Origin of the sequence: Nocardia sp. A7 (genome assembly GCF_046549215.1) — a bacterium.
GTDB lineage: Bacteria > Actinomycetota > Actinomycetes > Mycobacteriales > Mycobacteriaceae > Nocardia.
Genome location: NZ_JAJPWE010000003.1, coordinates 301,367 through 313,780, shown reverse-complemented (window position 1 = coordinate 313,780; position 12,414 = coordinate 301,367). Strand labels below are relative to the sequence as shown.

Here is a 12,414-nt window from a genome sequence, read left to right as displayed (position 1 = left end):
GAATGACGCAGGAGCATAAGCGATGACCGCGCCGGCGCCCGTGACTGCCTGGGGACCGATTCTCGGTGCTGCCAACAGCGGGCAGCTCCAGTTCCAGGATACCGACGTTGTCGCGGCCACCAAGGCCGCGGCCCAGTTGATCGCGGACCTGGACCGTCTCGCGGATATCGTCTACGAACAGCGTCTGAATTCCGTCGGCGCGTTCAGTAATCTGGCGTCGAGCCGTGAGCTGGCGAAGGTCTACAGTGCGCACGGCCAAGCGCTCTATGATTCGCTGCGCAATCACGTGGATATCGTCGAGGATCAGTACGATACGTTCGTCGCAGCCGGCAAGGCGTTCGCGGCAGCCGAGAACAGCAGCAAGGTCAATTTCGATACGTTGACCAAGGTCAAAGATGTCAAGGTGAATCTCAACCCGCCTGCGTCCACCGGTGCGCCGGATGTCACGAGAACCGGTGGTGACGAAGAGGAGTTCGAAAAGTTCGACATCGGCGACGAGTCCAGGGCCGGCGGCGGATATTCAGATTTCTCCTACACCATGCCGACCTTTCCCCAGGCAGTGCAGGGATATGGCGGCAAGACCGATACGGTCAACATCACGATCGAGAACGCGGACAGTCTGCACTTCGACGACCTGAAGGCGTTCGGGCAGTCGATCATGCCGACGCAGGCCTACGAAATGCATTCCCACTGGCTGTGGCTCGCGGGCAAGATCGAGCATCATCTCCAGACATACGCGACCCAGATAAACAACCTGAAGACCTCTTGGCGGGGTGCTTCGTCGGAGGCAGCCGCGAATGCGGTGGAAAAGTACAAGAACAGCACGGTTGACCTGGTCGCCGCGACGAAGACCACGGGCAGCAGCCTGCTCTATACCAGTCAGTGGTTGACGGTCACCAAGAACGAGATGCCCGCCCCGGACTCGCCGAAGAAGTACGCGTGTAAGGACCAGACCGGCAAGTACCGCGACCGTTTCAACAAGTACTACGCGGAGGGAATCAAGCGGACCCAGTCGACGATCCCGACGATCGAGATTCCTACCAAACAAGATGCCGGCGGTGGTGGAACCGGCGGTGGCGGAACTGGTGGTGGCGGCACGGGCGGTGGCGGCACCGGTGGTGGTGGAACCGGCGGTGGCGGCACCGGTGGTGGTGGAACTGGTGGTGGCACAGGTGGCGGAACCGGTGGTGGCGGCACGGGTGGTGGCGAAACCGGTGGTAGCGGAACCGGTGGTGGAACCGGTGGTGGCACGGGTGGCGGATCCAATAACCCAATTCCCAGTCTCGACGACATACTCGGTTCCGGCGGTGGAACCGGTGGCGGCACGGGTGGCGGCACGGGTGGCGGAACCGGTGGTGGCGAAACCGGTGGTGGTGGAACCGGTGGTGGCACGGGTGGTGGCACGGGTGGCGGATCCAATAACCCAATTCCCAGTCTCGACGACATACTCGGTTCCGGCGGTGGAACCGGTGGCGGCACGGGTGGCGGAACCGGTGGTGGCGAAACCGGTGGTGGCGGAACCGGTGGCGGCGAAACCGGTGGCGGAACCGGTGGGAGCAGCCCAGTTCCCAGCCTCTCGGAACTGCTCGGCCAAGCCGGCGGCGAAACCGGCGACACCTCGAACGCTGATTCCCCGATCCCTCAGGGCGGCAGCGCAATTCCCTCCGGCCTCGGCTCAGGATCGGGCTCGGGCTCGGGCTCGGGATCAGGTTCAGGTTCGGGTTCGGGTTCGGGTTCGAAGGGCACGAAACCACCGTCGATGCAGGACATCATCGACGACATCATCGGCGGCGGCGGCGATACCGACACCGACGGCAGCGCACCCTCGCTCGACGAGCTGATTCCTGGCTTGAGTCCGGAGCAAGGCGCCGCGCTGACCGACCTGCTCCCGAGCTTGACCCCCGAGCAGGCCACCGCCCTCGGCGACGTGCTGTCGAACCTGACCCCGGAGCAGACCGCCGCGCTCGGCGAACTGTTCCAGGATCTCAGTCCCGAGGCGCTGAGTTCGCTGAGCGAGTTGTTGCCGACGCTGAGTTCGGATCAGGTCGCGCAGCTGGGTGAACTGCTGCCGACACTGACCGAGGAACAGTCCGCGGCGCTGGGTGAACTGTTGCCCGGCATCGCCGAGGCCGGTGGCCTCGAGGCTGTACTGGGTGAGAACGGGAGCAATCTGCTCGATCTCGCGACTTCCGGTGGCTCCGACCTGATCTCGAAGATCGGTGAACTCATCGGCACCGGATTCGAGGCCTTCGGCAATTTCCTGTCCGGTGTGCTCGACCCCGCGGCCGCCGAGAGCTTGGCGACCCAGCTGGACGGGCTGAGCAAGATCCCTGGCATGGAAGGGCTGGCTGATATCGCCGCCGGTCTCGACCCCAGCATGGCCGGTGGCGGCGGTGCCGGTGGCGGCGATGCCGGTGGCGGTGGCGGCGGTGGTGGCGGTGGCGTCGAGCCGGCGCAGCTACTCGCCGAGCCCCGGCACACGAACCTGTTCGCATCCGCGACCACCGCGGGCGATGCCTCCAGTACGGCCATGGGCGCGGCGACGGGCTCGAGTCCTTATGGTCAGCCGGGCACCCCCGGCGCGGCCGGTTCGCCGGGTGCGGGCGCGGGTGCGGGTGGTGCGGCCGGTGGGCATCGCAGGCCGAGATTCCTGACCTCGACCGATTGGATGGAAGAAGCCTTGGGCGACACGCCGTTTCGGGTCAAACCGGTGATCGAGCCATGACGGGAGTACGGCGGTGAGCACCTGGAACTTCACCGATCTCGAGTTCAAGGTGCTGTGTGATCAGTATGTGGGCGGTGAACTGCCGACCCCGTTCACCTTCACCAGCGATATCCGCGAGCTCGAAGAATTCGAGCGGGCCTGCCTGGCTACGAGGCAGGACCTGGCCCGGCGGATGGACCGCGATCTGGAGATCATCATCGACACTCTCGCCGCGCCGACCGTCGTGGTCGGTGCGCAGGCGTGGGACGACGCGGATTTCGACAATCCGGAGAAGTGGACCCTTGTCCATGCGGGCCGACGGGGTTCGCGCGCCTATGTGGCCGTGCAGAAACCGGGCCGGACTCTCGACCACGCAGGCGGTTTCACGATTTCCACCTGTGATCCGCGAGGTCTCGGTGATGCGGTCATGGCGCATATGCCCGCCGCGGTCGCGGGTTTGCGCGGACCGATCGCCATCGAGCTGGAGCCGGAGTCGGCCGGCTTCGGCTTCGGCTCGCTGGTCGCGGACGAGGAGTCCCGTGGGTTTCCCAGCGCGCGGTTTCTGGCGATCCCGGCCGAGTCGACCGGCGTGGTGCAGGTGGTGCAGGGCAGATCGATGTACGGCCCGCGCGGCATCACCCGCGGCGGCAGGTTGTGGCGCGACCTGCCCGGTGACGGTCGGTATGTGATGGAGCTGCATCACGCGGCACCGACCGCGGTGGGTATGTCGGGCGCGGGTCTGTCGGAATGGGTCGACGGCGAGATCGAGCGAATTCTCGAGCGCATGGACGACTTCCACGAAGTGGATCATTGATGGACGAACTGCGGTGCGGTCGGCCCGCGATGCCGATGCGAACGGAAGACCGGCGATGAGCGCGCCGAGCGTCCCGGAGTCCACGTCCGAGGAACGGGCGCGCGAGCTCGTGATCCGCATCGCGCGGGCGCTGGGCGAGATGGGCCCGCCGGGATGGCAGGAGCTGTCGGCGGTCTTCACGATGACCGTCGCGCTCGGCGGTGGGCAGGTCAACTACGTCGATGCCGAGGAACAGGTGTTGCAGGCCTCGGTGCCCGAGGATGTGCTGGCGCTGGCCGCCGAGCAACGGGTGGTCTCGGCCGATGCCGGAGACGGGCCGTGGTGGCGACTGCTGATGCGGCTCGACACCGAGGGCGAACTCGAGGTCGACTACGACTACGGCGATGACCCGTTCCCCGACGACCAGCTGTTCGCTCCCGAGGCCTATCTGGCCGACCTGGCCGAGTATCCGCGCCGCGAGCTGCCGATGTGGTTGTCCGCCTATCTGTTCCACGATGATCGGCAGACGCGCTCACCCGCCGTCGCGGCCGAGCGGGCAAGGGCGGATCGTGAGAGCGGGACAGCGGCGGTGGCGACGCACGACGAGCTGCCCGAGCTGCCCGCGATCTGGGTGCGCTGGACCGTGCTGTCGGCGGCCTTCGTCGCGGTGCGCTCGGAGTGGGGTCCCCGGATCATGCCGTCCTTCGGCTGGTTCGAGGGTGCGCAGCGATCCGGCGCGACGCTGTATCTGCTGCCGCGCGCGCGGGCGGTGCTGTCCGGCGGTGTGTGGGAGGCGGACGCGTTACGTGCCGCCTACCGGAACGGATCCGAGCTACCGCCGGTGTACGCGGGCGCGCCGGCCTGGGTGACCGATCAGGTGCTCAACGCCCGAGCGGCCACCGGAATGGTCTCGTTCTGCTACTGGTGGCTGGAGGACCGGTGGTATCGCGGTGCCGGGAGCGAAACCGACCGGATCGACGAAGCGATGCCCGGTATCTGGAGCGACGACGCGGCCGAGCTGGTGGTCCGCGGTCTGATCGGCGCCGGTCCCGGCAGCCTGGCCGCCGATCATGTGGCCGATCTGCTCGTCGCGGCCTATGAGGGCGCCCTCACCCGCGGGCATGTGCTGGCGGTGTTCGGCGCGGACGCCGATATCGATTCCGCGATGCACCAGCTGACCATGTCCGGTGCGGCGATCGTCGAACCGTGATCGCCGCACTTCTACCAGGAGCGTGACCATGAGCACCGACGAGCCGACGTTCACCGGAAGTCCCTGGTCGAGCCTGAGCGAGTATGCCCGCTCGCATCCGGCGGGGTCGGTCGACCCACTGCGATTCGAGCCGTCGGTGGCCCGCGATCTCGCGGCCGCCGCCTCGCTGGTCATCCAGGGCATCAATGGTCTTCGCGAGCATCTGGTGAGTCTCGGGACGGGCAAACCGGTGTCGGGTCTGGGCTCCGGCGTGGCGCTCGGCACGAAGTTCGGCCGGAAGGCGACCGAGCTGGACGGCATTCTGGCCGACCACAAGTCGATTCTCACCGACATGATCGACACATTCGTCGCGGCCGGTAAGGCCTACGGTGACATGGACGGCTTCAACGCCGATCTGCTCGACGGGATCCAGCGCGATCCACCGGGCAAGACGGTGTTCGACGACTACCCGGCGCACACCCCACCGCCGGTCGTGCCGACCACGGTGGCTCTGCCCGACTCGCTGAGTGGCTCGCAGGCTGTCGACTCGACGGCGATCGCCGGCGAGAGCGCCGACGGGATGAGCTGGTCGGCGCTGTGGGAGGTGGGCAACTACATCAGGGTGAACCAGGTGGTCGCCACCCTCGCCGACCAGTCAGGGGGATGGCTGTGGACGGCGGGTGAACTCGAGGGAGTCTTCGCCGATTTCGTCGACCGCGTCGACACGGTGACTGTCGAGCAGTGGACCGGTCCTGGCAAAGAGGTCGCGGTGCAGGCGGTCAAGGCATATGCGCTCGCGGTGCCGCGGTTGTCGGCCGGGGTGCGCGGGGTCGGTGAGTTGGTGCGGTTCACGGCGGGCTGGCTGGATTCGACGCAGCGGTCGATGCCGCCGACAGCGACGAACCCGGCAGACACGGTCTCCGCCGTTCCCCCCGCGAGTACGAACGACCTGCCGATCTATCGGCAGAACTTCCGCAACACCTATCTCACCGGGTTGACGCTGTCCTCGACGCACGTGCCGACGTTGCCCGCCGCCGATGGTGCTTTCGGCGGCATCCAGACTGCGTACCCGCAGTTGCCATCGAGCGTGATCATCAACGGCGACAGCACATCCGGTGAGCCGAAGCCCGTTGTCACACCGGCCGTGTTCGCCGCGACCGGCGACGAGTTCGGTGGTCAGGGCTCTGGTGGTGGGTCCGGTGGCGGGGGATCCGGTAGTCGGTCCGGTGGTCAGGGGACCGGTGGTGAGCCGGGTGGTCAGGGATCCGGTGGTGGGTTCGGTGGCGGGGGATCCGGTGGTGGGTCCGGTGGTCAAGGTGCTGGTGGCGGGTCCGGTGGTCAAGGGTCTGGTGGTGGGTCCGGTAGTCATGGTGGCGGGTCCGGCGGCCGGGGAGCCGGCGGTGGGTCCGGCGGTCATCGACCCGGCGACGAGTCCGGCGCGGGTTCACCCGTCCGGGGCGCTGCTGCCACCACCGGCGGGCAGGACGATGGTCAGTCCGTCCTGGGCAGTTCCGAGGCCACCTCCGAACTGTTCGCCGGTGACGCCGCCATCGAGGGGCTGGCTCAGGAAAGCTCCTGCCTCGGGGTCGAATCGGGCAGTGCCGAGGAAATCGACGGCGCGATGTCGAACAGGGCCGCGCCGGTTGTCGACGGCGGTTCGACCGGTGAGAAGACCGCAGGCAGTCCTGGCTCGACCACCTCGCGCGAGCTCGAGCCGCTGTCCGCGTCCGCCGGGTCGGACCTGGCGGGCAGTTCGTCGACGATGACCCCGGAGAGCACAGGGCAGAGCACCGACCTGCCCTCGATGATCAAGGAACTGCTGACCGCGGCACAGGACGGGTGGACCCAGCTACAGGAGACCTTCACCGAACTGACCGGCGCGCTCACCCCTGAAGAACAGCAGGAGCTGCTCGGTCTGGCCGGGCTGGACAAGATTCCGGGTCTCGGCGGCACCGGTGGCGGGAGTCCCCTCGATATCGAATCCCTGCTGGCCGGCGCGGGCGGTGGTAGCGGCGGCGGTGGTGGTGGTGCCAGTCTGGCCGGACCGATCACCCACGACGCCTTGGCATCGTCACCCCTACTTCCCCGGGTGGCGGCCGTGGCGCCGGTCGGCGCGGGCATCCAGTTCGGTTCCACCGTCGACGGCGGCGCGAACCCGATGGCCACACCCGGCCCGCCCGGTGCCGCCGGTGCGGCCGGCGCCGGCGCCGGAGCGGGTGGACAGGGCGGCAACCAGCATCGCCGGGCCACCTTCCTCGAATCCACCGACCACCTGGACGACGCCATCGGCGACGCTCCCGCCGTGGTCCGGCCGGTCGTGGAACGATGACCCCGCGCTGGAGCTTCCCCGATCTCGAATTCGTGGTGCGGTGGCAGCGACTACGCGAGGACTCGCTCCCGCACCCCTTCGTCTTCACCACCGACATCGCCTACGAGGACGATTTCCAGCGGGCGCGGGTGCGAATGCTCGACCAGGTGCTCGCCGAGCCAGATCCGGCACTGGACGCGGCCCTGGCCGACATCGCGCGCCCCGACATCGTGCTCCGGGTGCGCGGGGTCGATGGCCGCGATCCGGCGAATCCCGCGGCGAGCATCCGGTTGCTCGCCGCGCGGCGTGAGTCCAGAGGCTATCTGCTGACCCAGCTTCCCGGCCGGACCGTGGACCACAGCGCCGGGTTCACCCTGACCGAATGCGACGCGGTGCGACTGGCGGATCTGGTCGCCGACGCGCTCCCCGCGGCCGCCGCGGGTCGTGGCGGCGCGTTCACCCTGCCAGACGAGGGGGCCAGCGACCCGGCGGACGAGTGGGAGGTGACCTCGCGGCTGTGGGACGGCTACGACGAAACCCCCGAGGTGCGGGCCCGCCGGTTCGTGAACACGACACCGGAGCGCGTCGGGGTGATCGAAATCGCCCAGGGCATTTCACGTTTCGGCCCGAAGGGCCGGTCCGTGCGGTGGCTGCAATGGCGCGATCTGCCCGACGACGGCCGCCATGTGGTCACCGCGGGGCCGCCGGTCACGGTGGCCGCGGCCGATCGGCAGGGCGTGATCGCGGCGATCAACGCCGAACTCATCACTGTGATACGAGCGATCAAGGATGAACGACTGTGAGTGAACTCGACAACATGTCGACAACGGTGGTGACGTCGCGTTCCGGCGCTGTCACCGTGGCGACGACGGAAACGGGCATGCCGGTGCGGGTGCGGGTCGAACCGGCCGAATTGCGTAGGGAACCAGCGGATCTGGCCGCCGAGGTGGTCAGGCTGTGCAGGCAGGCGGCCGATCGGGCGGGGGCGCGGCAGCGCGCGAAGCTGGCGGCGGCCGGGGTGAGTTCGGATCTGCTGGCCTTGACCGGGCTGCCGACCGCAGCCGAGGTCGAGCGCCGTGAGCTCCTCGACGAGCAGGACTACGACGTCGAGCCGCAGTCCTGGCTGCGTGCACTGTGACCGGGCCCGGCGGTCCTTCGCTGCCGCCACACCTGGCGGGCTACGCGAATTCGCCAGGGGCGCTGGCCGAGGCGCTGATGGACGAATTGGTGGCCACGGCCCAGCGGCGGGTGGACCGGATGCACGCGCTCGGTGAGCAACTCGCGGCGATCCGGGTGCGCGAATCGAGCCCCGACGGCGTCGTCACAGTGACAGTCGACGGTAACGGCGCGCTGCTCGACCTGGTGCTCACCTCTGCGGTGCAACGCTGGACCCCGGAGCAGTTCGACACAGCGGTGGTCGATACGGTGCGGCGCGCCACCGCGGTGGCCTATGCGCGTTTCGGTGATCTGGTGACCGAGTTCAACTCGTCGCCTGATGCGAAAGTGCTTGACAGTCAGCAGAATTCGTAACGTCTCAGCGAGCGGTACTGGTTGTTCATCGCTGCGACCGATCTTCTTAACCTGCTGGCGTGCCAATCTCCGCCGTGACTTGGTCCAATAACGGAGTCACTCAACCGTTTTCGGTGGTTGCGCCGAACAGGCTTTCATGCAGAGGTTTTCATGGCAGATCTGATAGCAAACCCCGAAGCCATCCTGCAGTACGGCGCCGCCTCCGCGGCGCTGGCGGCGAAGACGCTGGCGGCGGGCACGGTCGACCAGCTCGCCGTGATCGCCGCCTCGGTGCCGGTGTTCGGGCTGATCGGGCAGGACTTCCTGGCCAGTTACGCGGGCGCGCAGGCCAGCCACCTGAGCTCGGTCGCCGAAGTGGCCGCCGTGCACGCGGGCACCGCGCTCGCCGCGGTCGACAGTGCCACCCACTACGCCGCGACCGACCTGGCCAGCGCCGAGACCCTGGGCACTATCGGGAACGCGTGATGAGCGCGCCGCTTGACCCCTCGATCGTCTCCTTGCTGCGCGACAGCGCGCTGGGCGCGGTCGTGGACCGGCCGGTGGCCGAGGTGCTGAGCACGCTCGGACTGCCCGGCCTCCCACAGCTTCCCCCGCCGGTGCCGCTACCCGAGCTGCCACCGCTGCCGGTTCTCGATCTGGGTGCCTTGATCAAGCCGATGACCGACCTGGCCGGCAGTTTCGGCACCGGGATCCCCGCCGTTGGCTCGGGACTCGACCCGAGCGAAGTGCTCACCCAGGTGGTCTCGGTACTGCAGCAGGTGACGCAGCTGGGAACAACCGCGATCGAGACGGCGATGTCGCTGTGGGAGGGCGCCGGCGCGACCTCGGCCGCGCAGAAGGCCACCTCGGCCGCGATCGATACCACCGAGGTGGCCGCGCAGGGCACCAAGATGAACGCCGACCACGCGGCCGCGGCGGCCAGCGTGTTCACCGGCTACACCGAGGTGACCGCGATCATCGCGAACTATCTCGCCACCCTTGCGGCCTCGAGTGTCTTCCTCGCGACCCCGCCGGGGCAGGCGTTCGTCGCGGCGTCCACGGCCCAGACGACGGCTCAGGTGCTCGCGGTGATCGGGCGCACCCGTGTCGAACTCACCGCGCACAGCGCCGAGATGACCGCCGACGGCCGGAAGGTGGAGGTCACCGAGGTCCCGTCGGGGGTGGCGCGGTCGAGCACGATGGTCGCCGACACCGTCGCGGCGCCGATGTCGGCGGGCGCGTCGGTGGACACCGCACGGTCGCTGACCACGTCGGCGACGACCGCGGCGGGCGGGCTCGATCCGTCCCAATACGTCTCGCAGGCAGTGCAATTGGTGCAGACGCTGATGTCGGTCGGCACGACCGGTGTCCAGGTGGCGCAGGATGTCATCGAGTCGTCGACGCCGACCACCGCCGACCCGTCGGCCGCGGTGGCGCTGCCGGTGGCCGCGGTGGCCACGTCAGCTCCGGTGCTCGGCGCGACACCGAGCGGCGGCGGCGCCGTGGCATCCACGCCTGCACCGTTGCAGGAGGCCAGGGCCGCGGCCGCGCTCGGCGGTGGCACCACCGTCGGGTCGGCAGGCCCGGTCGCCACGACCACCACGTCGACCCCGGGCATGGTGCCGATGGCGCCGGGGCCGATGGGCGCGGCGGGCGCGGCGCGAGTGGCCACCGATGGCGCTGCGAGCCTGCGCACCGACCTGGTGACCGCTGAGCACGGCAACGAGGTGGTCGGCGCGATCACCGGTATCGCGGTACCGGTCGTCGGAGTGACCGAGAACAGCACAGTCGCCCCTGACATCGACCCGGATTCCCCGGACAAGGCACTCACCCTCTAGGAGTTCGTCATGCGATTCGATCCCGTCGAAGCAGTCCGTGTCGCCGCGGAGCTCGATCAGCTCGCCGGTCGGCTGGAAACCGATCTGCAGGCGCATCAGCCCGCCCTGCCGGTGGCCGCACCCGGTCTCGACGAAGTGTCCCAGCAGGCGGCGCAGACGCTGCGCGCGGTCGCCGAGGACTTCGGCTTCTCGGCCGGTGACGGTGTGCTCGAGCTGCGCCGACTGGCCGCGACGCTGCGGACCCAGGCGCGCGAGCTGGCGGCGATGGACCAGGGCAATGCCGCCGACCTGGGCGCTGCGTCGTGATTCGATGATCGAACCACCGACACCCGGATTCACCGGTGTGGTCTGGGAAGCCAGACCCACCGATCAGCTGGCCCGTGACCTGACCGGTGGGCCCGGTTCGGTCCCGCTGGTCGAAGCGGCCGCGGCGTGGACCGGGCTGGCCGCGAGTTTCGGCGCGGCGGTCGGTGAGTACGACCGGATCATCGCCGGTATCCGCGGGCATTGGCAGTCCGACACCAGTGACGATGTGGTGGAACGGCTTTCGGCGATGCGGACCTGGTTGACCGATATCGCGGCCGCGGCCACCCGCAACGCGGAGCACACCGCTTTCCACGCCGCGTCCTTCGAAGTGGCCCGGCTGGCCATGCCGCACATCGCCGAGATCGCCGCACTGCACGACGCACTGCGAACCCTGCAGGCCGTCGGTACGTCGCTGGGCGGGCCGCTGGTCGGCAATATCGCTGAGGTCGACGCCGACAACGACGTGGCCAAGACCACCGCCGCACGGGTCATGCGCACCTACGAGTCGGCCACCGAACCGCTCGCCGCGCCCTGGCAGCACAGCGCGCCGCCCGTGCTCGCCTCGCCCGCGGCCCTCGCCGCTGAACAGACCGCGGTAGCACCGGATTCGAGTCCGCTGCGCGGGCCGTCACCGATCTCGTCGCCGCCGATGGTGGTGCCGTCGGTGGTGCCGCGAGTGCTCGCCGGTGCGCGTGTGCGCGCGGTCGTGCCGGTCCGCACCGGCCCCGAGCTCGTGGTCGCGACGCAGGCGCCGACGACGTCGGTCAGCGGCGGGGTCGGCCAGTTGTTGCCCCCGGCCGCTCTCGCGGGTGCCGCGGCAGCGGGGGAGGACGAGCACACACCGAGCGCGGGCGCGGCGGAACTCGATGCGGGAGCCGCGCTCGAGCTGGACGCGGGCATCACCGCGGTCCCCGCGGTGCTCGGCGGTCCGCAACCCACCGCCTCGGCCACCGGAATTCCGGCGGAGTAGCCCATGACCGTGCTGACCGACGACAGCGTCCTCGCACTGTGCGCGTTGCTCGACATCCAGACCATGCCGCTGGTCCTCGGCATCGGACCACACCAGGATTCGTTCGAGTCCTTCGCCGCGGCGCGCGAGTCGGCGCTGGCCGAGCTGCGGTCGCGCGAACTGGTGGACGACTACGGCGATGTCGACGCCGAACTGGCTGCGGCCCTGCGCGTGCTGGCCAGACCCGAACGCGAGCTCGCCGCCCGGATCGTCACAGAGGACGGCCCGCGCCGAGTCTGTCTGACTCGCCGTGGTGCCGCGCACGCGGTCGCGGTGCGCGTCGGGGACCGGATCGAGGTCGCCACGACATGGTGCGACGGCGCGGGCGCCGGGCTGGCCCAGCCTGTCCTCGCCGTGCTCGGCGAGTGCGCGCCTGCCGAGGTGGCCAATTTCAGCGGGCTCGCCGAGGACCTCGCCCGCCGGGTCGATGCCGCGCGAGCCAGTACCGACTACGCGGCGGTGCCGCACCACATCGGCGTCGAGGAGCGCGGGGCTGTCGCATTCGGTATGGCGATGGCGCAGTGCCACGCCCACGCCGAGATCGTCGCCTACGCCTACGACGCGGGGCAGACCACCCGATCTTCCGGCGCCGTGGCGGTGTACGACACCGCCCGTGGCCGGATCGCGGCGAGTCCGAACGCCGCGCCGGACCTCCGGGTATGGACCACTTTCACGCCGGGATCCGACCATCGTGTCGCACAAGCGATCTCGGCGTTGGTCCAGACGTTGCCCGGCGGGGGGTGGATGCCCTAGCTCCG

The 12,414-nt window shown here is 69.2% G+C and carries 12 protein-coding genes; all 12 read left to right on the top strand.

The window, feature by feature from the left end:
• Positions 1 to 22 precede the first annotated feature (22 nt).
• The 12 genes from ACLJPD_RS19515 (at position 23) to ACLJPD_RS19460 (ending at position 12,409) form a co-directional block, all read left to right on the top strand.
• A complete protein-coding gene (locus ACLJPD_RS19515) occupies positions 23 to 2,725 on the top strand; it encodes a hypothetical protein (protein ID WP_410873868.1) in 2,703 nt (900 codons plus the stop codon).
• Positions 2,726 to 2,738: 13 nt separating this feature from the next.
• Positions 2,739 to 3,518 carry an ESX secretion-associated protein EspG gene (locus ACLJPD_RS19510; RefSeq protein ID WP_410873866.1) on the top strand — a complete coding sequence of 260 codons (780 nt, stop codon included), beginning with the start codon at positions 2,739 to 2,741 and terminating at the stop codon, positions 3,516 to 3,518.
• Between the two features lie 55 nt (positions 3,519 to 3,573).
• Complete coding sequence (locus ACLJPD_RS19505; RefSeq protein ID WP_410873864.1) at positions 3,574 to 4,707, top strand: hypothetical protein; 1,134 nt, start codon at positions 3,574 to 3,576, stop codon at positions 4,705 to 4,707.
• Between the two features lie 28 nt (positions 4,708 to 4,735).
• Positions 4,736 to 7,015, top strand: a complete 2,280-nt coding sequence (locus tag ACLJPD_RS19500; protein WP_410873862.1) for a hypothetical protein — start codon at positions 4,736 to 4,738, stop codon at positions 7,013 to 7,015.
• Complete coding sequence (locus tag ACLJPD_RS19495; RefSeq protein ID WP_410873860.1) at positions 7,012 to 7,797, top strand: ESX secretion-associated protein EspG; 786 nt, start codon at positions 7,012 to 7,014, stop codon at positions 7,795 to 7,797. The genes ACLJPD_RS19500 and ACLJPD_RS19495 overlap by 4 nt, the downstream gene beginning before the upstream one ends.
• Positions 7,794 to 8,132, top strand: a complete 339-nt coding sequence (locus ACLJPD_RS19490) for a hypothetical protein (protein WP_410873858.1) — start codon at positions 7,794 to 7,796, stop codon at positions 8,130 to 8,132. Before ACLJPD_RS19495 ends, ACLJPD_RS19490 begins: the two co-directional genes overlap by 4 nt.
• A complete protein-coding gene (locus ACLJPD_RS19485) occupies positions 8,129 to 8,524 on the top strand; it encodes a YbaB/EbfC family nucleoid-associated protein (RefSeq protein WP_410873856.1) in 396 nt (131 codons plus the stop codon). The genes ACLJPD_RS19490 and ACLJPD_RS19485 overlap by 4 nt, the downstream gene beginning before the upstream one ends.
• A 150-nt stretch (positions 8,525 to 8,674) precedes the next feature.
• Positions 8,675 to 8,989 carry a hypothetical protein gene (locus ACLJPD_RS19480; RefSeq protein WP_410873854.1) on the top strand — a complete coding sequence of 105 codons (315 nt, stop codon included), beginning with the start codon at positions 8,675 to 8,677 and terminating at the stop codon, positions 8,987 to 8,989.
• Entirely contained in the window at positions 8,989 to 10,341 is a 1,353-nt protein-coding gene (locus ACLJPD_RS19475; RefSeq protein ID WP_410873853.1) for a hypothetical protein, read from the top strand. The genes ACLJPD_RS19480 and ACLJPD_RS19475 overlap by 1 nt, the downstream gene beginning before the upstream one ends.
• Positions 10,342 to 10,350: 9 nt before the next feature.
• Positions 10,351 to 10,647 (top strand): PE family protein, encoded by a 297-nt coding sequence (locus ACLJPD_RS19470; RefSeq protein ID WP_410873851.1) that lies wholly within the window; start codon positions 10,351 to 10,353, stop codon positions 10,645 to 10,647.
• On the top strand, positions 10,619 to 11,617 hold the full coding sequence (locus ACLJPD_RS19465) for a PPE domain-containing protein (protein ID WP_410873849.1): 999 nt from the start codon (positions 10,619 to 10,621) through the stop codon (positions 11,615 to 11,617). Before ACLJPD_RS19470 ends, ACLJPD_RS19465 begins: the two co-directional genes overlap by 29 nt.
• A gap of 3 nt (positions 11,618 to 11,620) precedes the next feature.
• Complete coding sequence (locus ACLJPD_RS19460; protein WP_410873847.1) at positions 11,621 to 12,409, top strand: ESX secretion-associated protein EspG; 789 nt, start codon at positions 11,621 to 11,623, stop codon at positions 12,407 to 12,409.
• Positions 12,410 to 12,414 lie beyond the last annotated feature (5 nt).

What these genes read in the sequence shown, in the direction of transcription:
- ACLJPD_RS19515 (WP_410873868.1), top strand. Translation starts at nt 23, where the DNA reads ATGACCGCGCCGGCGCCCGTGACTGCCTGGGGACCGATTCTCGGTGCT.
- ACLJPD_RS19505 (WP_410873864.1), top strand. Translation starts at nt 3,574, where the DNA reads ATGAGCGCGCCGAGCGTCCCGGAGTCCACGTCCGAGGAACGGGCGCGC.
- ACLJPD_RS19500 (WP_410873862.1), top strand. Translation starts at nt 4,736, where the DNA reads ATGAGCACCGACGAGCCGACGTTCACCGGAAGTCCCTGGTCGAGCCTG.
- ACLJPD_RS19495 (WP_410873860.1), top strand. Translation starts at nt 7,012, where the DNA reads ATGACCCCGCGCTGGAGCTTCCCCGATCTCGAATTCGTGGTGCGGTGG.
- ACLJPD_RS19480 (WP_410873854.1), top strand. Translation starts at nt 8,675, where the DNA reads ATGGCAGATCTGATAGCAAACCCCGAAGCCATCCTGCAGTACGGCGCC.
- ACLJPD_RS19475 (WP_410873853.1), top strand. Translation starts at nt 8,989, where the DNA reads ATGAGCGCGCCGCTTGACCCCTCGATCGTCTCCTTGCTGCGCGACAGC.
- ACLJPD_RS19470 (WP_410873851.1), top strand. Translation starts at nt 10,351, where the DNA reads ATGCGATTCGATCCCGTCGAAGCAGTCCGTGTCGCCGCGGAGCTCGAT.
- ACLJPD_RS19465 (WP_410873849.1), top strand. Translation starts at nt 10,619, where the DNA reads ATGCCGCCGACCTGGGCGCTGCGTCGTGATTCGATGATCGAACCACCG.
- ACLJPD_RS19460 (WP_410873847.1), top strand. Translation starts at nt 11,621, where the DNA reads ATGACCGTGCTGACCGACGACAGCGTCCTCGCACTGTGCGCGTTGCTC.